The organism is Nocardioides baekrokdamisoli (assembly GCF_003945325.1).
GTDB classification, from domain to species: domain Bacteria; phylum Actinomycetota; class Actinomycetes; order Propionibacteriales; family Nocardioidaceae; genus Nocardioides; species Nocardioides baekrokdamisoli.
Genome location: NZ_AP019307.1, coordinates 1658031 through 1676831, shown reverse-complemented (window position 1 = coordinate 1676831; position 18801 = coordinate 1658031). Strand labels below are relative to the sequence as shown.

The following is an 18801-nucleotide window of genomic DNA, read 5'->3' as shown; positions in this document are numbered from 1 at the left end:
CCGGTCGTTAGGGTGTACGTGCACTCCTCGGGCCATGGGTGCGTCATCAGCCACGGGGGAGGGCGCAAGTGATCAACGCGCGCCGTGCTGCGCCGGCACTGGCGGCCGCCCTCGTGCTCGTCGCGGTCGTGGCCGCGCTGCTCTGGCAGCACCAACGCCAGGCTGACGTCGCGGCTCTTCTGACCCAGCCCTGCGGCCCGCCGATCTACAAGGCCGACGGCACTGCGTGGGCCTGCACGTTCGACGACGAGTTCGACGGCACGTCGCTCGACCGCAGCAAGTGGCAGGTGCAGACCGAGTTCGTCTCGGGAAGCGTGCACGACGGGTATGCCTGTTACATCGACGACCCTGCTGCGGTGAGCGTCGGCGGCGGCACCCTCCATCTGACCGTGCGCAAGACCGGAACGATGCGCAGCTGCCAAGGGCTCCCGAAGCCGACCCCGTACATCGCCGGCATGGTCAACACCTATCACCGGTTCAGTCAGCAGTACGGACGCTTCGAGGTCCGGATGAAGAACACGGCGACAGTGGTCCCGGGCTTGCATGAGGCGTTCTGGCTCTGGCCCGACGACCGCTACGTGAAGCTGAACTGGCCCTCCACCGGCGAGTTCGACGTCGTGGAGACGTACTCCCTCTATCCGCATGTGGGGCTGCCATACCTCCACTACGGCGCGACTGACAACGACGGCTGGATCAAGGGAGTCAACACCCAGTGGACCTGCGCCGCCGAGCGTGGCGAGTGGAACACGTACACGCTCGAGTGGGACCGGAAGGCGCTCACGATCTCGATGAACGGCAAGGTGTGTCTGGTCAACACCGCACACCCGGTGGCATTCGCCGAGCGCTACATCCTCAACCTCACGGCAGCGCTGGGTGAGTCACACAACTCGATGAGCGACAAGACGCCGATCCCGGCGACGACGCTGGTCGACTACGTACGCGTCTGGAAGTAGTTCGCGACCTAGTCCCGCTCGATCGTGTCGATGTCCGACGGAGCCTGACCGGTGAGGCGCAGGTACCAGTTCGGGGCGACCAGGAACGCCTCGGCCCGCAGGGCCGCGGTGGCGATCTTGGGAATGTCGCTCACGCTCGGATAGACGATGAAGCGCGGCAGCCACTCGGGCTGGTACTTCGCGTTGGAACGGTAGAGCGACTCGATCTGGGCGAACTTCGAGGCCTGCATGAGTACGCCGCGCCACAACCGCGTCGACGGGCCGGCGCCGAGGCGCTCGCCGCGCTCGAACGCGCTCCGGAAGACCGCGAAGTTGAGCGAGACGTGCTTGATGCCCAGGGTGGGAGCGTCTGCCATCAGCTGGGTGACCATGAGCTCGACGATGCCGTTCTCGGTGCCGAACCCGGCGGCGCCACGAGTCCGCCGCATCAGGTCCAGCGAGGCGCCGTCCTTGCCCCAGGGGGCGAGTGAGAGCAGGCCGACCTGTTCCTGGGAGTTCTCGGTGGTCTGGGTGGCGACGACGACGACCGACTGGCTGTCGCGCATCTGCCCGAACCGGCCGAGCGCCATCGAGAAGCCGCGCTCCACTGGGCCCTCACGCCATTCGACCGCCTTCTGGCGCAGCGCACGACGCTGCTCCGGGGTCAGGTCGGCGAGGCGGTGGCACTCGGCGGTGATCCCGGCGCGGTTGACCCGCGCGACCGCCTGGCGTACGCCGCGCATCGAGCGGCCCTCCAGCGAGAAGTCATCCGTGTGCAGGATCGCCTCGTCGCCGAGCTCGAGCACGTCGAGCCCGGCCTTGTGGAACGCGGCGGCGCCGCGCTCGCTGGCGCCGAGGTTGGCGGGCGTCCACCCGTACGTCTTGGCCTCGGCCAGCCAGGCATTGATCGCCTCCGGCCAGTCTGCCGGTACGCCGAGCGGGTCCCCGGCTGCGAACGAGACTGCGCCCACGACCCGGTAGGAGATCGCGGACTGACCCGACGGGCTGAAGATGACGTGCCGATCGTCGCGAGTCGCGAAGTAGCCCAGCGAGTCGTTGCTGCCGTACTTGTCGAGCATGGCTCGGACGCGCTCGCTGTCGTCGGCAGACATGAACGTCGGCCCGTCGGCCGGTTCCATCGCCGTCAGAATGGCTGCGATCAGCACGGCTGCTCCGAGGACCACCAGAGCGACCGCGGCGTGGTCGGCGTAGTAGGACGCCGGGTGGCGGTTGCTGGCGACGTAGTTGACCGGCCCGGTGAACCCAGCAAGTCCGACGAACGCATGCTGGAGGCGCTCCCAGGAGGTGGTGCCGTGAGCCTGCTGCCCGTCGAACACCTGCAGCCACAGCCAACCCATTCCGGTGGCCACGATCGGGCCCAGGACGACGACCGTCAGGAACCGGCGCACCGAGCGGCGGTCGGGTCGGGCCTGGAAGTTCGGCCGGGCGGCGAGCAGCAGGATGAGCAACAGGATGCAGAGGAGTTCCGGCGTGCCGCGTACGCCGCGGAAGAAGTGCAGCGCGATGGTCAGCACCGTCGAGATCGTGACCACCAGCCATGCGCGGAACTTGCCGCGACGGATCGCTCGGGACAGGACCATCAGGAGCAGACCGAGGGCCGCAGAACCGGTGGTCGCGGCCGCCGGGAACGCATCCGGCACCATCTGCTCGATCCAGCGGACGCGGTGGCCCACCTCGATCGGGAAGTACGCGCTCAACAGGTTCGCAAGGCCGACGAAGAAGACGATGCGACTCACCCAGACAGGCGTACGAACGCCGTCCCAGAAGCGCTTCAAACCAGTGGTAGCCACGGAGGATGAGCCTAGTGCCTCGGACCGTGCCAGCCCGCGAGGTCGAGGCCGGGGCCGGTCGGCAAGAATGATGTGGTGACCACCCCCCACCCGAGCGTCGAAGGGTTGACGCCGGCGCTGCGCGACCGCCACAGCGTGACGATCTTCGACCCCGCGTACGAGTTGCGCCGCGACGACCTCGAACGACTGCTCCGTGCGGCGCAGTGGGCGCCGAGCGGTGGCAACACCCAGCCGTGGGCATGGTTCGTACTGCCTCGCGGGTCGGAGGGTCACCGTCGTCTCCTGGAGACACTGAGCGACGGGAACGTGCCTTGGGTGCCGGCGGCATCGGCCGTCCTGGTCGCGGCTGCGCAGATCGCGACCGACCCGGATGGCAACGGTCGCGACCGTCCGTTGACAGCGGCTTTCGACACCGGCCTGTCGGCGGCCTCGCTGCTCATCGAGGCCACCGCCCTCGGCCTGGCCACGCATCCGTTCGGCGGATACAACGCGGGCGAGTTGGCCCTCGCCCTCGGCGTACCCGACTGGTTCCAGATCGTGTGCGCCGTCGCCGTCGGGGCGCCCGGGGACGTGTCAGCCGCGACCGACGCGTTGGTCGAGAAGCAGAACCGTCCGCGGACCCGCAAACCGCTCGCGGCCTTCGCCTTCGGCGACCGCTTCGGCGTGCCGTACGACTCGACGCTCACCGACTGATCCGCGGGCGTACCCTCACTCGCCATGGGAGCACCTCGTCTGCGCCGGGTGATCGAGGTCGATCAGCCGCGCGCGCTGGTGTTGCTGGTCCACGGCGGGCTGGTGCGTTCCAAGTTGCCCGTGCACGAGGGGCATCCCTCGATCGGCTGGCCCCACACCCGGTACTTCCAGGACCGGCTGTCCACCAGGTTCGCCGCGCGAGGCGTCGAGATGTGGGGGCTTCTGCATCGCTATGCCGGGTGGAATTCCGACGCCCACCCGTCACCGGTCCCCGATCTGCAATGGGCGCTGGACGAAGCACGCCGACTGCGGCCGGGGGTGCCGGTCATCCTCGTCGGTCATTCGATGGGGGCGCGTACGTCCCTGCGGGTGGCCGAAGATCCCTCTCTCATCGGCCTGATCGCGCTCTGCCCCTGGTACCCGGCGAACGAGGTCGTACCGCCGGCGCGAATGCCGTTGCGGGTCGCCTTCGCGGAGTGGGACTGGGACTGCCCCTACCCCTCGATGAAGAAGTTCCTGGCCAGGGCGAGCGAGACCGCGGATGTCCGTGTCCAGAACATGGGTCGCGACACGCACTACATGTTGCGGAGCAAGCGCTGGGAGACCTATCTGTTGCACACCGTGACCGAGCTGGTTGTCGGCGCGGATACGGTGTGAGGTGTGACCATCCTTGATGACGCCCGCGAGGGCATGGATCTGTCCGTACGCCCGCAGGATGACCTGTTCGGTCACGTCAACGGCACCTGGCTCGCCACGGCGGAGATTCCCGCCGACAAGTCGGCGTGGGGACCGTTCGCGATGTTGGCCGATCAGTCCGAGGCGCAGGTCCGCGCGATCATCGAGGAGCTCGCTGCTTCGGGCGGCGAGCCCGGATCGGAGGCCCAGAAGATCGGTGATCTGTTCGCCTCCTTCATGGACATCGACGCGGTCAACGCTCGTGGCGCCGCACCGTTGGAGCCGTGGTTCGCGAAGGTGGATGCCATCGTCGATCTCCACGACGTCGCTGCGTTCCTGGGTGAGTTCGAGCGCCTCGGCGGTGGCGGCTTCTTCGGGTCCTACATCGACAACGACGACAAGGACTCCAGCCGCTACATCTTCAATCTGCTCCAGGGCGGGATCGGGCTGCCGGACGAGTCGTACTACCGCGAGGAGAAGTTCGCCGACATCCGAGCGGCGTACGAGACCTACCTGGACAAGCTCTTCACCCTCGGCGGCCTGCCGGACGGCCTCACCTGCGCCCGGACCGTGATCGGGCTGGAGACCGAGATCGCCCTGGGTCACTGGGCACGCGAGCTGACCCGTGACTCGCAGAAGACGTACAACCTCAAGACCCTCGCCGAGATCACCGAGCTCGCCGCGGGGTTCGACTTCGGCGCGTACATCGGCGCGCTCGCCGGCGGCGCCCGGACCGCCGAGCAGCTGCTGGCCGAGGCCACTGTCCGTGAGCCGAGCTTCTTCGACCATCTCTCCAAGGTCCTCGCCGCGACCCCGATCGAGGACGTCAGGATCTACCTGAAGTGCAAGGTGCTCAAGTGGGCTGCCTCGTACCTGACCGATGACTTCGTCGAACTCAACTTCGACTTCTACGGACGTACGCTCAACGGCACCCCGGAGCTGCGCGAGCGCTGGAAGCGCGGCGTCTCGCTCGTCGAGGGAGCCCTCGGCGAAGCCGTTGGCAAGGAGTACGCGGCCCGGCACTTCCCGGCCGAGTCCAAGGCGATGATGGAGGACCTCGTCGCCAACCTGCTTGCCGCGTACCGCGCCTCGATCGAGAAGCTCGACTGGATGGGCGAGGAGACCAAGCAGAAGGCGTACGCGAAGCTCGACACCTTCATGCCGAAGATCGGCTACCCGAACAAGTGGAAGGACTACTCGGCGCTGACGATCACTGCCGACGACCTCCTCACCAACATCGTCGCCACGTCCGCCTGGGGAACGGACCGTGAGCTGGAGAAGATCGGCAAGCCGGTCGACCGCGACGAGTGGTTCATGCTTCCGCAGACGGTCAACGCCTACTACAACCCGGGCACCAACGAGATCTGCTTCCCTGCCGGCATCCTGCAGAAGCCGTTCTTCGCCCCCGATGCGGAGGTGGCTGAGAACTACGGCGGCATCGGTGCGGTGATCGGCCACGAGGTCGGCCACGGGTTCGACGACCAGGGTGCGCAGTTCGACCCGGACGGCAACCTCAATGACTGGTGGACGGCGGAGGACAAGGCCGCCTTCGAGGTGAAGACAAAGGCTCTCGTGGCGCAGTACGACGGGTTCTCCCCGCGCGACCTCCCGGGCGAGCACGTCAACGGGCAGCTCACCGTTGGCGAGAACATCGGTGACCTCGGCGGCCTGACCATCGCCCTGAAGGCGTTCAATCTCGCCGCAGGCGGATCAGCCAGTGCCGAGGACCAGACGAAGCTGTTCCTCAACTGGGCTCACGTGTGGCGCGGCAAGCGGCGCAAGGAGCAGCTGTTGCAGTTGATCACCGTCGACCCGCACAGCCCTGCGGAGTTCCGGGCCAACATCGTGCGGAATCTCGACGAGTTCCACGACCTCTTCGAGACCAAGCCCGGCGACGGCCTCTGGCTCGACCCGGCGGAGCGCGTACGCATCTGGTGATCGCGGGCTGACCCGCACGCGCTCAGAAACACAAGACCCGACTCGCTCGGTCTCGGGTCCGAGCGAGCCGGGTGGCTCTTGTGACTGCGATCATGCCCTATCGGCGGCAGCCGATGCCAGTGGGTCCGGCTGCAGAGGGTCAGTGCCCCATCGGGATGTTGGCCGCATCCGGGTTCTCGATCTTGGTCCTCGGCAGGAACAGCGCCGGGATGAAGACGAGGGCGACGAGGATCGTCGCGATCCACATCGTGCTGCTGTAGGCGTGCGCCATGTCATGGAGCGGGTTCGTCCCGGTCGGGGTCATCCCCTGACCCAGGCCCTTGGCTCGCAGGCCGTTGGTGAGCACCACTGCGAAGATCGCCGTGCCGATGGAGGCGGCGACCTGCTGAATGATGTTGGTCAGGGTCGAGCCGCGGGCGATGGTCGCATCGCGCAGGGTGGCGAGAGCTGCCGAGAAGATCGGCATCATCGTGGATCCCATGCCGAGGCCCATGATGAAGAGGGCCAGCAGCAGGTACCAGTACGGCGTGGTGTCGGTGAGCATCGAGAACATCGCGAGGCCGGCGACCGTCACGACGATGCCGACCAGGACGACCTTGCCCGGTCCGCGCTTGTCGGAGATGATCCCGGCGATCGGCATCGTCAGCATCGAGCCGACGGCTTGCGGGGCCAGCATCAGACCGGCGTGCAGCGAGTTCTCGTGGCGTACGAACTGGAAGTACTGCGGGAACAACAGGCTGGCGCCCATGAACGCCAACATGAAGAGCGTCATCGAGACGGCTGCGATGGTCATCTCCTTGTTCTTGAAGAGACGCAGGTCCATCAGGGGGTGGATGTTCTTCTTGCGCAACGCCCACGGGATGAAGGCGATGGTCAGTACGGCGCCGATTGCCGTGAAGATCTCGACCTTCGGAGTGAAGAACGTGCCCTTCTCCGGGATTGAGCTGATGCCGTAGAGGAGGGTCGCCAGACCGGGGGACAGCAGCAGCATGCCGACGAAGTCGAAGGACTCGGACGGCTTCGGGTCGTCCTTCTCGAGGACGGCGAGCGAGTAGACGAACGCCGCGATGCCGACCGGGATGTTGATCAGGAAGATCCACTGCCACGACGCCGCGTCGATCAGCCAGCCACCGAGGATCGGTCCCGCAATCGGGCCGACCATCATCGGGATGCCCAGGACGGCCATGATCCGGCCGACCTTGTCCGGCCCGGCGGCCTTGGTCATGATCGTCATGCCGAGCGGCATCAGCATTCCGCCGCCGAGACCCTGCAGGACGCGGAACGCGACGAGCATCGGAAGCGTCGTGGCCGCAGCACAGAGCGCGGAACCGACGGCGAACGCCGCGATCGCAATCAGGTAGAGGCGCTTCGTGCCGAAGCGGTCAGCGGCCCACCCGGTCAGCGGAATGACCGCAGCGAGCGCGAGCGTGTATCCGGTGACCGTCCAGGCCACCTGCGCCTGGTTGGAGTGGAACACGTCGATGAACTTCTGCTGCGCGACGGAGACGACCGTCATGTCCAGGATCGACATGATGGCGCCGAGCACGATCACACCGGCAGTCAGCCAGACGTGCTTGGAGAAGCCTTCGTCTGCGGCGGGAAGGGCCGCATCAGCGGCGTCGGGCGTCTTGACGGCGGTAGTCACGGAGCAACGCTAACTGCGAGAGCCGACAATCTCCCAGTCCTAGTGAGTGAGTGCTCGCTCACATTCGATGAAACGCCACCTGAATTTTGTCTGAGATGCCGAATGGCGTTCTATTGGTCGCATGTCCACTCGCGTACGCACCTTGGCGCTTGCCTTTGTCAGCGCCCTGCTCATTCTTCCGCTGTCTTCGGCCGACGCCGCCGTGGGCACCTCGCTCTCGCTGACCGACCCGGCTCTGCCGGGTGACACGTCGGCGGAGTCGTTCAACTTCGACACCGGCACAGAAGTGCCGCCGCCCCCGGCGAGCACCGTGATGGACCTGCGGGCCGCGTCGATCACCGCCGATCGCGCTGCGCGGACGATGACGATCAGCATCACCACCAACGCCCCGATCAACTCGACGAACTGCGTGCGCACGGGTGGACGCAGCTGCGTGGTGCTGGTGGCCTTCCGCGGAGTCAACACGACCACCGGACGCCTGAACTCCTACTCGTACGAGCTCGGTTTCCAGCCGCTGCTCGGCGTGAGCGCTCAGCACCCCCGGGTCGAGTCGCTGAGCTCCTCCTTCACGCGGAATTTCACCGTGACGAAGGTGTCCACCTGGGGCAACCACTTCGTGGTCACCGTCTCGACGGCAAACTTCCCGGACGCTCGACTCCGCCCGTACCTCACTGTCGACTCGGCCCACGGGTCGGCCGCCGGCGCTGTCAGCACGCTGCGGACGTACTACCTCAACGCCGCCCACGACCTCGGCGCGTTCGTCGACGTCAACGGTCAGACCGCTCTGCCGGACCTCGTCGTTCGCTGACACCCAGCAACAACCAAAGAGGCTCCCCTGCCGGTTGGCGGGGGAGCCTCTTTGGTTGTTGCTCGGTCAGAGTGCGGCGATGGCGTCGATCAGCTCGGCATCGGCGGTGGTGACGCCCGGCTCGAAACGCTGGACATGCGTGCCGTCGGCGGAGATGAGGAACTTGCCGAAGTTCCAGGCGATGTCCGGTCCGTCGCCGACCAGTGCCTGGTAGATCGGGTGCCGACCCGGTCCGTTGACGTCGATCTTCTCGCTCATCGGGAAGGTGACTCCGTACGTCGCGGAGCAGAATTCGGCGATCTCCTCGGCCGAGCCCGGCTCCTGGCCGCCGAACTGGTTGCACGGGAAGCCGACGACAGCCACGTCCGGGTTCGTCCGCGCCAACTCCTCAAGGCCTGAATACTGCGGCGTGAGACCGCACTTGGAGGCGACGTTGACCAGAAGGGCGGGCTTGCCGCCGGTGAGGTCGGCGAGCGTGCCGGGCGTTCCGTCGAGCGTGGCGATGGGCAGGTCGAGAAGACTCATGCGGCCAGCCTAGGCATCCCGACAAGCTCGATGACCGGGTGGGAGTCGATGATCGAGGGTCAGGCCTTGGGGCGCGGCAGGAACTCGCGTCGGGCGTACCGCCCGATCTGGTACGTCTCCCAGCCGTCGGTGCTGGCTCCGACCGCGCCGCCGATGATCGGGACGTGCTTGCCGATCGTGGTCGCCAATCGCTTGCCGGCGATCGCAGTGAGCATCTCGGCCGCGACCTCGGCCGCGACCACACGGTCGAGGTTCGGGTCGTACGCCGGAGCAGTCGCGACCGCCATCGGCGTCCCCGGGAGCTTCTTGGCCTTGATCTGCTTGCGTACGCGTTCGTCACCGAGCTCGGCCATGAGGATGGCGTTGCGTACCCGCGGGTCATTGATGTCGTAGCCCCGCAGGTGCGCGATGCAGGCGACCAGCCGACTCTCGATCACGGCGAGGCCGGTGAGGTTCGCCGGGAGCGTGACGGCCACGGTGACCAGGCCGCCGATGTTGGTGGCGAAGCCCGCGGTCCCTGCCATCGCGACGTGGATGCGGATGAGGTCACTGATCGCGCGATTGACGTCGCCGTCATTGCGTACGAGCTGCCGCTCGGCGGACTCGGCTGCGCCGGGCAGTGGGCCCACGCCGACGATCGCGCGATGCAGGGCGGCCTGGATGACCGAGGCGGTCGCGCCGGGCGCGAGCTCGATGGCCTTGGGGGCGAGGGCCCCACCGATGGCCTTGGCGTAGTTGGTCCTGCGACTCATGGGGGCAAGCCTAGGAGGGATCTGGTCGCGGCCACCCTGTGGGAGCCTTGGGGCGTGCCGATCGAGCCCGAGCCGTCGCCCTGGATCTTCCCGGACGCACGTTCGCCGGAGTTCGACGACGATCTGGTCGCGGTCGGAGCCGACCTGGCGCCCGGGACCCTGCTCGCCGCGTACCGCAGTGGCCTCTTCCCGATGCCGGGCCCCCAGGGTGAGATCTGGTGGTACTCCCCGGTCCACCGCGGAATTCTGCCGCTGGACGGTCTGCGTGTGACCCGGTCGTTGACGAAGTCCCTCAAGCGCTTCGAGATCCGGGTCGACACCGCGTTCGTGGAGGTCGTACGCGCTTGCGCCGATCCGTCCCGCGACGGAGCCTGGATCGATGAGGAGATCATCAGCGCGTACGCGCAGCTGCATGAGCTCGGCTGGGCCCACTCCGTGGAGGCGTGGCAGGACGGTGTCCTCGTGGGCGGTCTGTACGGGCTGTCGATCGGCGGGCTGTTCGCCGGTGAGTCGATGTTCCACCACGTACGCGATGCCTCGAAGGCGGCTCTCGTCGGGCTGGTCGACCTCCTCGGGGCCGACGGGACTTCCCGTCTGCTCGACGTCCAGTGGCAGACCGATCATCTGGCCAGCCTCGGGGTCATCGAGATCAGTCGAGCTGACTACCTGACCCTGCTCGGGGTCGCATTGGACAAGCCCTCGCCGGCGTGGCCTTCGGCGCCTTCCTAGGCCTCCTGGCGGTCGTTCCCGGCGATGATCGCCGCCGGCGTCGGGACGTCGTGTGCAGCGAAGGCTGCGGCCGGCGACGACACCTGCGTGCGGCTGGGGTGGACGCCGTACAGGACCGGCTCGACGACCTTGATGGTGCTGGGTGAGATCAGTTTGAGGATCTGGATCTCGAGCCACGGGAGCCGCGAGACGAACCCGAAGGACATCCGGATCCATGGAGCCACAGCCTTGTCCACCCAAGCGGGCTGGTTGATGCCGGTCTGCTGACGCATCCACGTCGGCAACGTGGCGATGACCGCGGCACGCCCGATCGCGTTGATCACCTTCGCGCCGGGCCGCAGGATCGCCGGCAGGTCGGGCATCAGGTTGATCGGGTTGAGCAGGTATTCGAAGGTGTCGACGGCGACCGGACTGGCGACCAGACCCGGGTTCACCCGGGCGTAGTACGCCCGGAGCTCGGCGCGATTGCGTGGCACGGCGGCGGGGTCGCAGGTCTGGAACTCCGCGGCGAGCGCGCAGGCTGCCCACCACTCGGCTTCGTCGGCCTCCGTGAGCGGGCCCGGGCCGTACATTTCGTACGCCTTCAGGACGGAGTGCCAGCCGGTGACCAGGATCCACAGCTGTGAGTCGGGGTTGTTGGCATCGAAGGGCTTGCCCGACAACGGTTCGGTGCCGGTGTTGCGGGCGTGCATCCGGGTGAGCGCCTGCGAGGCCTTCACCACCGAACGGGTGTCACCGAAGGCAACAGTGGCGAAGTACAGCAGCGTGTAGTCGTAACGCTTGGCCGGGTACTCGCGGATGCGCTTGGTCGCATCGACGGCGGCCACGAGGAACGGGTCCAGCTCCTCGATGCCGACAGCTCGCTGGAAGCCCATGACCGGGGAGGTGGGGTACGACCAGACCCGCCAGGCCACGGAGTCGGGGCCGAAGAACCCGGCGTCCGCAGCGGCGCCGACCTTGGTCGAGCGCGGGCCGTGGTCGGCGCGTACGAACGCCTCCCAGCGCTGGGCGTTCGGCATCACGGCGTGGAGCGTCGTGCCGATCGCGCCGAGCACCATGAGTACGCCCGCCGCGACCAGGTAGCGGATCCCGTCGGCGGTCTGCCAACCGAAGGTGTGCCGGTCCTGCGCGGCGACCACGAGCATCCCGATGCCCAGGGCGCCGGCGCCGAAGGCTCCGCCGGCAATGCTGTTGGCGTCGCGCTCGAGGATCGCCATCAGGCTTCCGACGGCGACTGCGACCAGGACCGCGCCGAACAGGCGCAGGTCGTTCGGCTGGGCCTGCCACGGGATGAAGGAGTGTGCCGACTCGGGCCCGGACAGGAGCTTCAGCCCTGCGTACCCGAAAAGCACGCCCGGGATCAGGGCCGGGGCGACGAGGACGAGCGGCAGTTCGGCGTTGGGCGTACGCGGTCCGCGCCGCCCTGCGGTGATCAGCTGAACCGCCGACCCGAGTACGCCGACGATCAGGATCGCCTCCCAGAGGAAGGCCACGCTCTTGGGGATGCCCGGGCTGGTGTCCCCGACGAGGTGGTGACCGAAGGTCACCCACAGGGCGATGCCGCTGAAGACGAGCATCGTCGCGAACGCGAGTCGCATCGCGCCGGCGGTCCCCACGAATGCGGCGGCGCCGAGCAGAAGTGCGCCGGCGAGGAACGCCACCGCCAGAGCAGTGGCAGAGGCGTGCTCGTTGATCCGCCACGCCCACATCACCCAGGTGTCGGTGAAGAGGAGCACCACTGCGGCGAGAGCTGCTGCGCCGGCGAGTCCGGCGGCGAGGCCGCGGCCGGGGTGTGCAGGAGTGGTCGAGTTCATGACGGCAGATTACTACCGTGGAGTAGTATTGTGAAGAACCAGCGATTGGATTACGTTCGTGGCCATGACGACAGCACCCGCGGCACCGCGCCAGCGGCGGGCGTACGCGCCTCGCATGCCGGTCGAGGAGCGCCGCGAACAGCTGCGCTCAGCCGCGCTGCGTCTCATCGGCGAGCAGGGGTACCAGGGGCTGACCGTCGAGGCGATCGCGGCCGCCGCCGGGGTCACAAAGCCCGTCCTGTACTCCGCCTATCCAACCGTGGCTGCCCTCCTGAAGGATCTGCTCGACCGCACCCAGAACGACGCCCTCTCGCAGCTACTGGCAGCTGTGACGGGTCCCTCGATGCTGCCCTCGCAGATGACTCGCGCCTGGCTGACGATCGTCCGGGAGCACCCGAACACGTGGGCGCCGATCCTCAGGATCGGGCCGGGTACGCCCGACGCGGTGCTGCAGCGGATCGGTCAGGGACGTGACACCGTGACGGCCGCCCTGGCGCAGGCCCTCGCCGGTGCGTACGGCAGCGACCAGATGCCCCGCCACCTCGCTGCAGCGCAGGCGTTCGTCGCGGCAGCCGAACACTTCGGCCGCTCCTTCGTCGCCTCCCCCGACTCGGTCGATGTCGACGTCGTGGGCCAGCTCTTCGATGACCTCGTACGCGGTCTCCGGCCGCGTCGCGACTGAACCATTCGGAAGGAAGATCCATGGCACTGAACCCGATCGGTGAGGTCCTCAAGACCGCCAGCCGTACGCTCAACGACGCCGAGAAGGTGCTCTCGTCGGTCGGTGGCACCCTCTCCACGGTCGACGGCACGCTCGCGACGGTCGAGGGGACGTTGGGCACGGTTGAGGGGACCCTGACATCGGTCGACCATGTGCTGGCGAGCGTGGACGCGCGCCTCGCTGACGTCGATGCCCGCCTCGCCGAGATTGTGAGCGTCAGCGAGAAGGTCCAGCAGATGGTGGCCGTCGCCGAGGCGACATTGCTCCAGACGCAGCAGACCCTGGCCCTGATGGAGAGCCACCTGGCCGCCCAGGCCTGAGCTACTTCAGCAGCTTCGACATCCGGCGATCCGCCAACGGCTTCCCGCCGGTCTGGCACGTCGCGCAGTACTGCAACGACGAGTCCGCGAACGACACCTCGCGTACGGTGTCGCCGCACACCGGACACGGCAACCCGGTCCGTCCGTGCACGGCCATGTTGGACTTCTTCTCGCCCTTGAGTTCGCTCGCGGCGACGCCGTCGGCACGCTTCACGGCGTCGAACAACGTCGTCCGGATCGCCTGCCAGAGCACCTCGACCTCGTCGGGCGACAGGCCGTTCGACGGCTTGAACGGCGACATCCTCGCCGCATGCAGGATCTCGTCGGAGTACGCGTTGCCGATCCCTGCGATCGTCCCCTGGTGACGCAGAACGCCCTTCAACTGCTTCCCGCCGGCGTCGCTGAGGATGCCGGCCAGGACGTCGACCGTGAAGTCGTCGGTGAGCGGATCAGGGCCGAGCGAGGCGATGCCCGGCACGTCCTGCGGGTCGCGTACGACATGGACGGCCAGCGACTTCTTGGTGCCGGCCTCGGTGATGTCGATGCCCGAGTCGTCGTCGAGGACCACGCGTACGGCCAGCGTCGACTTGGTCGACGGCTTCGGTGGCACCGGGGGCATGGAGTCGCGCCATCGGATCCAGCCCGCCCGCGCCAGGTGGATCACCAGGTGCAGCCCGGACGCCTCGATGTCGAGGAACTTCCCGTGGCGCGAGACCCCGTCGACCAGGGTCCCCTCCAGTGCGTGCAGCGGCGGGTCGAACGTCTTGAGCGCGCTGAACTGCGGCACGTGCAGTTTCACGATGGCCCGGCCGTCCAACCGGCGCCGGAGGTCGGCGACGAGAGCGTCAACTTCGGGCAGTTCGGGCACGGGTTCAGCGTAGTGAAGCCGGATTCTCCCCACTAGATTCACAGGGGGTTCGCCGATTTGTAGCCCGTAATGCGCCTTTCCTCGCCCCGGAGGCTTCACCATGGCAAGCATGAGCCCGCAAGTGGTGGCCCATCGAGGCGCGAGTCATGACATCGCCGAGCACACGCTCGGTGCGTACGTGGAAGCTCTCCGGATCGGTGCCGATGCCGTGGAGTGCGACGTACGCCTGACGGCCGATGGCCATCTGGTGTGTGTCCACGACCGGTCCCTGAATCGGACGGCCGGGGTGCCGGCCCTGGTGTCCGAGATGGAACTGAAAGATCTCGAGAGCTTCGAGTTCGCCAGTTGGAAAGGACCGTTTCAGCCGGACATCGATGACCGCTACACCCGGATCCTGACGCTCGACACCCTCCTCGAGACGGTGATGAACGCGGGTCGGCGCGTCGAGGTGGCCATCGAGACCAAGCACCCGACCCGCTTCGGGGGCCTGGTTGAGCACAAACTGGCTCGGACGTTGAAGTATCACGGGCTCGACGGTGCTGACAGTCCGGTCAGGGTGATGAGCTTCAACTACGCCGCGCTGCACCGCATGCGCAGGCTCACGCCCGACCTCAACATGGTCATGCTCATGGACAAGGCGCAGTACTGGCCGATGCTCCGTCGCGTGATCGGAGAGGACTGGTGGCTCGGGCCGGGGATCAAGGAGATCCGCGACCACCCCAAGTGGGCGCGCCGTCTGGTCGAGACCGGGCGGCCGGTCCACGTGTGGACCGTCAACGAGGCCGCCGACGTCCAGCGCTGTCTCCGTCTCGGAGTCGCCGGGATCATCACCGATCGGCCGGCGTACGTGATGGAGCAGTTGGGGCGTACGCCCATGGGCGCAGCTGGCTAGGACCCGCCGGCACTTCGCAGGTGCCACATGGTCAGCCGGGAGTAGCCCTTCACGCCCACCCTCCGAAGCTTCCGGGTCTCGATCGTCGGGACGTCCTCGAGTTCGTCGACCATGCCCTCGTCGACCACCACCGTGCTCGGTCGGGCGACCGAAGTGAGCCGCGAGGCGATATTCACTGTCGGTCCGAACACATCGCCCAGGCGGGTGACCACGTCGCCGTACGCGACCCCTGCCCGGACCTCGGGGAAGGAGTCCTCGTCGTCAGCCCCGCGGGTGACCGCGGTGAGGGCCACTTCGGCAGCGGCGAGGGGGCTCTCGCACACGTACAGCACCGCGTCGCCGAGGTTCTTGATCACCCGTCCGCCGGCATCGGTGACCAGATGCGTCATCGCGTCCTCGAACTGCTCGATCCAGGCGACGAGGTCCTCCTCCGACAACGTCTTGGATCGCGCTGTGTAGCCGACGATGTCCACGAACCCGACCGCGAGCTGCTGCTTGGCGCTGCCCAGCGCCTCGGGATCCGCGACGATCCTGGCCGCGGCGGAGATCAGGTGACGACGCCAGACGTACGCCTGCAGCCGCTCCACCCGCGGCACGATCTCAGCCGCCAGCCAGACGAGTTCGTCGGTCGGGTTGCCCTTGCGTTCGGTCGCCACGTCGAGCAGGAGCGCCGACTGCCATTCCGCCAGGCGGGCGTACGACCGGCCCCAGGTGCGTACCAAGGCCGCTTTTCGGTCCTCGGACAGGATCCCCAGGTTGATCAGTTCCTGAGCCTCGCGCTCAGCGTCGGCGTCGGCCGGGGTGAAGGCGACGACATCGTCGGGCACCTGCGGGAAACCGAGCTCGCGCCACAGCTCCGCAGCCTCCTCGGTGGGGACTCCGGACAACTCGGACAGTTGATGCCGAGTCAGGGTCGGTGGTTCACCGAGGAGGAATGCCTCGATCAGGTCGAGGTAGCCCGCCCAGTCCGGCGGGGCGACCTCGTCGGGCACTTACTTGTCGCCGAAGCGCTCAGCCGCGACCTTCTCGAGCGCGTTGTGGAACGACGGCATCTCGATGTACAGCTTCGTGAGCGTCTCGGCGGTGAGGTGGATCAGGTCCAGCGGCGTGAGGGCGACCAACGAGGCGGTACGCAGCGAGTGGTTGAGGATCGCCTGCTCGCCCATGATGTCGCCGGGGCCGAGCTGGGCGATCTCCTGGCCCTTGATCCGAACGCTGACCGTGCCGGACAGGATGATGTACGCCTTGTCCGCCGGGGTGTCCTTCCAGATCGGCGACCAGCCCTCGGGCAGGCTCACGCGGGTGCCAGAGGAGCTGATCTTGGCAATCTCCTGCGGAGTGAACAGGGAGAAGAAGGTCTCGGCCACGGGGTGTCCCTTCGGTCTGGCGTTGTGACGCCGGCTACATCAAGCAGATGCTAGTGGGATCGGAGGACGGCCCGCTAGGAATGCCGAGAAATCGCGACCACTGGAATAGTTCGAAGGTACTACCGCACGTTCGTACGTTGCGGGGAGGCTCCACGCTCCCGAGTACGTGAGCCTGTTCACATGACGATCCTGAGCTTTCCCCACGACCTCGGCGGGCTGCTCGCCGACGACGGCTCGATCGACCTGGCTCTGAACGAGCCGGGCTACGGGGCTCGGGTTCGCAAGAAGCAGGCTTGGTGGGGCGACACCGACGACGAGATGATCATCGGTCGGCACCTCAACACCTTCGCCGACTCGCACGAGGGCTGGCACGTGCTGCACTCGGTCCACATCCCGTCCATGGACGTCGACCTGGATGCCGTCGTCGTCGGCCCGGCCGGTGTCTTCATCGTCCAGGCCGTGTACACGCACGACGCTCGCGTCTGGGCCGGCGGTGACGCCTTCATCGTCGAGGGCCGCCGCCGCTCGACCATCGTCGATGCTCGCGCGACGGCGCTGTGCGCCCGCGCTCTGATGGAGCTCAAGCTCGGCTTCAACGTGCCGGTCAGCGCCATCGTCGTCCCGGTCGGCGCTTCGCACGTCGATATTCCGCTGATGTCCGAGGGAGTCGCCGTCGTCGAGCCGGACGCCCTCACCTGGTGGCTGGGCCAGTTGGCCTCGCCGTGGCCCAGCGACGTGGCCGACAGCGCGTACGACATCGCGCGCCGCTCCTCCACCTGGGAAGCGGCCTAGAGAACTCTCGGTCGGCGCGCTGGTGGGAGTTGCGCCGGCCGAGTGCCACCCTGCCTAGAAGGCGGTGGCCAACGTCCAGATGCCCAGCACGGTGCACAGCGTGGCACCGGCGAAGTGGAGGACGTGCAGGCGGAGGAACTTCGTGATCTGGCCGCCGAGCAGGACCGCGAGCCCGCTCACCGTGACAAGGGCCGCGAGCGCGCCGATGAAGACCGGGATCGGCTCGTGGTACTTGCTCACGAAGACCGCGGTCAGGATCTGAGAGAGATCGCCCCACTCGGCCGCGAAGAGGATCAGGAACGACTTCCCGATCTGGTGCCAGCCAGCTGCAGCCACGGCCTTCTCGGCGTACTCATCGCCGCTGTCGTCGTCGCTGCCCTTGCGTGAATTGAGGCCCTCGTACAGGAGCCATCCCGCACCGATGAGGAAGCCGATGCCAGCACCGAGGTGCACCCAATGGGCAGGGAGCTTCGAGATCACCGTGCCTGCGGCGACCGCGACCAGTGTCTGGACAGCAAACGCCAGCGAGACGCCGGCCCAGACGTTGAGGGCCTTGTAACGGGTCGCCAGCATCAGTGCCGCGAAGAACGTCTTGTCCGGCAGTTCGACGATGAAGATCGCCGCGAACGTGACGGCTGCGATGGTCAGCATCAGCCGCGGCTGTGCTCGTCACGTGCGGCATCGGCGGGATAGACGCCGATCACCTTGATGTCGGTGGTGAAGAACGCCAGCTCGTCGAGGGCGCGCTTGAGTCCCGGATCATCCGGGTGGCCGTCGACCTCGGCGAGGAACTGCGTCGCGGCGAAGTGCCCGCCCACCATGTACGACTCCAGCTTGGTCATGTTGACGCCGTTGGTCGCGAACCCGCCGAGGGCCTTGTAGAGCGCAGCCGGAATGTTGCGGACGTTGAAGATGAACGTCGTCACCGCCGGCGCATCGGTCGGCGCCGGGACGAACTCGCGGCTCAGGACGACGAAGCGGGTCGTGTTGTGGTCCTCGTCCTCGACCTCCTCACGCAGCACGTCGAGGCCGTAGATCCCGGCGGCCAACGGCGGGCTGATCGCGGCCTGGCTCTTGTCACCGGCCTCGACGATCTCGCGTGCCGCGCCGGCGGTGTCGCCGGAGATGATCGGCTTGAGGCCGAGCTCCTTGATCACCTTCCGGCACTGGCCGAGCGCGTGGACATGGCTGTGTACGGTCCGGATCTCGCTGATGTCCGTGCCCGGCAGGCCGAGCAGGCTGAACCGGATCCGGAGGAACTTCTCGGCGATGATGAAGAGACTGCTGGTGGGCAGGAAATGGTGGATGTCGGCGACCCGGCCGGCGAGGGAGTTGTCGATCGGGATCAGTGCGAGATCGGCCTCGCCGCCCTCGACCAGCGCGAAGACGTCCTCGAAGGACGCGCACGGGATGGACTCCAGTTCCGGGTAGTCGCGTACACAGACGCTGTGTGAGTTGGAACCGGGCTCGCCCTGGTAGGCGATGCTTCGAGGGGACGACACGGTGGCAGTTTAGGGTC

General features: G+C 67.3%; 20 protein-coding genes. 10 read left to right on the top strand and 10 right to left on the bottom strand.

The genetic code is table 11. The features are described from left to right. Positions 1 to 68 precede the first annotated feature (68 nt). A complete protein-coding gene (locus tag KCTC_RS08085; RefSeq protein WP_164512533.1) occupies positions 69 to 953 on the top strand; it encodes a glycoside hydrolase family 16 protein in 885 nt (294 codons plus the stop codon). An 8-nt stretch (positions 954 to 961) separates the two neighbouring features. Here the strand turns inward: KCTC_RS08085 and KCTC_RS08080 are convergent, their stop codons facing one another. Further along, positions 962 to 2743 (bottom strand): phosphatidylglycerol lysyltransferase domain-containing protein, encoded by a 1782-nt coding sequence (locus KCTC_RS08080; RefSeq protein WP_164512532.1) that lies wholly within the window; start codon positions 2741 to 2743, stop codon positions 962 to 964. Between the two features lie 75 nt (positions 2744 to 2818). Between KCTC_RS08080 and KCTC_RS08075 the strand changes: the two genes are divergently transcribed. From KCTC_RS08075 to KCTC_RS08065, 3 genes are read left to right on the top strand one after another with little or no spacing between them, the layout of a single operon-like run. Continuing rightward, entirely contained in the window at positions 2819 to 3436 is a 618-nt protein-coding gene (locus tag KCTC_RS08075) for a nitroreductase family protein (RefSeq protein ID WP_164512531.1), read from the top strand. Positions 3437 to 3460: 24 nt separating this feature from the next. Then, a complete protein-coding gene (locus tag KCTC_RS08070) occupies positions 3461 to 4093 on the top strand; it encodes an alpha/beta hydrolase (RefSeq protein WP_125568422.1) in 633 nt (210 codons plus the stop codon). Positions 4094 to 4096: 3 nt separating this feature from the next. Further along, the gene (locus KCTC_RS08065) at positions 4097 to 6049 is read left to right on the top strand and encodes a M13 family metallopeptidase (RefSeq protein WP_125568420.1); all 1953 of its coding nucleotides are present in this window, start codon (positions 4097 to 4099) and stop codon (positions 6047 to 6049) included. Positions 6050 to 6188: 139 nt separating this feature from the next. On the opposite strand, the gene KCTC_RS08060 is transcribed toward KCTC_RS08065, so the two are convergent. After that, a complete protein-coding gene (locus tag KCTC_RS08060) occupies positions 6189 to 7694 on the bottom strand; it encodes a DHA2 family efflux MFS transporter permease subunit (RefSeq protein WP_231998645.1) in 1506 nt (501 codons plus the stop codon). Positions 7695 to 7815: 121 nt separating this feature from the next. Here KCTC_RS08060 and KCTC_RS08055 point away from each other — a divergent pair, with 121 nt between their 5' ends. Next, positions 7816 to 8502: a hypothetical protein gene (locus KCTC_RS08055; protein ID WP_125568418.1), complete on the top strand. Its 687-nt coding sequence runs from the start codon at positions 7816 to 7818 to the stop codon at positions 8500 to 8502. A 66-nt stretch (positions 8503 to 8568) separates the two neighbouring features. Here the strand turns inward: KCTC_RS08055 and KCTC_RS08050 are convergent, their stop codons facing one another. Both KCTC_RS08050 and KCTC_RS08045 read right to left on the bottom strand, forming a co-directional pair. Continuing rightward, positions 8569 to 9027 (bottom strand): glutathione peroxidase, encoded by a 459-nt coding sequence (locus KCTC_RS08050; RefSeq protein ID WP_125568416.1) that lies wholly within the window; start codon positions 9025 to 9027, stop codon positions 8569 to 8571. A gap of 59 nt (positions 9028 to 9086) precedes the next feature. Beyond that, on the bottom strand, positions 9087 to 9779 hold the full coding sequence (locus KCTC_RS08045) for an EcsC family protein (RefSeq protein WP_125568414.1): 693 nt from the start codon (positions 9777 to 9779) through the stop codon (positions 9087 to 9089). A gap of 54 nt (positions 9780 to 9833) precedes the next feature. On the opposite strand from KCTC_RS08045, the gene aat reads away from it, so the two are divergent. Next, positions 9834 to 10508 carry a leucyl/phenylalanyl-tRNA--protein transferase gene (gene aat / locus KCTC_RS08040; RefSeq protein WP_231998644.1) on the top strand — a complete coding sequence of 225 codons (675 nt, stop codon included), beginning with the start codon at positions 9834 to 9836 and terminating at the stop codon, positions 10506 to 10508. Here aat and KCTC_RS08035 read toward each other — a convergent pair. Further along, positions 10505 to 12322 (bottom strand): oxygenase MpaB family protein, encoded by a 1818-nt coding sequence (locus tag KCTC_RS08035; protein WP_125568410.1) that lies wholly within the window; start codon positions 12320 to 12322, stop codon positions 10505 to 10507. The genes aat and KCTC_RS08035 overlap by 4 nt on opposite strands. Before the next feature lie 64 nt (positions 12323 to 12386). Here KCTC_RS08035 and KCTC_RS08030 point away from each other — a divergent pair, with 64 nt between their 5' ends. Together KCTC_RS08030 and KCTC_RS08025 are read left to right on the top strand one after the other, a co-directional pair. Continuing rightward, positions 12387 to 13004, top strand: a complete 618-nt coding sequence (locus tag KCTC_RS08030; RefSeq protein WP_125568408.1) for a TetR/AcrR family transcriptional regulator — start codon at positions 12387 to 12389, stop codon at positions 13002 to 13004. 20 nt (positions 13005 to 13024) lie between these two features. Continuing rightward, a complete protein-coding gene (locus KCTC_RS08025) occupies positions 13025 to 13363 on the top strand; it encodes a hypothetical protein (protein WP_125568406.1) in 339 nt (112 codons plus the stop codon). Position 13364: 1 nt separating this feature from the next. Here the strand turns inward: KCTC_RS08025 and KCTC_RS08020 are convergent, their stop codons facing one another. Further along, positions 13365 to 14231 carry an Fpg/Nei family DNA glycosylase gene (locus KCTC_RS08020; RefSeq protein WP_125568404.1) on the bottom strand — a complete coding sequence of 289 codons (867 nt, stop codon included), beginning with the start codon at positions 14229 to 14231 and terminating at the stop codon, positions 13365 to 13367. A gap of 109 nt (positions 14232 to 14340) precedes the next feature. Here KCTC_RS08020 and KCTC_RS08015 point away from each other — a divergent pair, with 109 nt between their 5' ends. Then, the gene (locus KCTC_RS08015; protein WP_125568402.1) at positions 14341 to 15123 is read left to right on the top strand and encodes a glycerophosphodiester phosphodiesterase family protein; all 783 of its coding nucleotides are present in this window, start codon (positions 14341 to 14343) and stop codon (positions 15121 to 15123) included. Here the strand turns inward: KCTC_RS08015 and KCTC_RS08010 are convergent. Both KCTC_RS08010 and KCTC_RS08005 read right to left on the bottom strand, forming a co-directional pair. Further along, complete coding sequence (locus tag KCTC_RS08010; RefSeq protein ID WP_231998643.1) at positions 15120 to 16115, bottom strand: adenylate/guanylate cyclase domain-containing protein; 996 nt, start codon at positions 16113 to 16115, stop codon at positions 15120 to 15122. The genes KCTC_RS08015 and KCTC_RS08010 overlap by 4 nt on opposite strands. After that, complete coding sequence (locus KCTC_RS08005) at positions 16116 to 16490, bottom strand: Crp/Fnr family transcriptional regulator (protein ID WP_125568400.1); 375 nt, start codon at positions 16488 to 16490, stop codon at positions 16116 to 16118. It abuts the gene before it with no gap. A 180-nt stretch (positions 16491 to 16670) separates the two neighbouring features. Between KCTC_RS08005 and KCTC_RS08000 the strand changes: the two genes are divergently transcribed. After that, the gene (locus KCTC_RS08000) at positions 16671 to 17282 is read left to right on the top strand and encodes a nuclease-related domain-containing protein (protein WP_125568398.1); all 612 of its coding nucleotides are present in this window, start codon (positions 16671 to 16673) and stop codon (positions 17280 to 17282) included. Positions 17283 to 17336: 54 nt separating this feature from the next. Here KCTC_RS08000 and KCTC_RS07995 read toward each other — a convergent pair whose 3' ends face one another. Together KCTC_RS07995 and KCTC_RS07990 are read right to left on the bottom strand one after the other, a co-directional pair. Further along, on the bottom strand, positions 17337 to 17933 hold the full coding sequence (locus KCTC_RS07995; RefSeq protein ID WP_231998642.1) for a TMEM165/GDT1 family protein: 597 nt from the start codon (positions 17931 to 17933) through the stop codon (positions 17337 to 17339). Beyond that, positions 17933 to 18784 carry a prephenate dehydratase gene (locus KCTC_RS07990; protein WP_125568394.1) on the bottom strand — a complete coding sequence of 284 codons (852 nt, stop codon included), beginning with the start codon at positions 18782 to 18784 and terminating at the stop codon, positions 17933 to 17935. Before KCTC_RS07990 ends, KCTC_RS07995 begins: the two co-directional genes overlap by 1 nt. Positions 18785 to 18801: the final 17 nt, after the last annotated feature.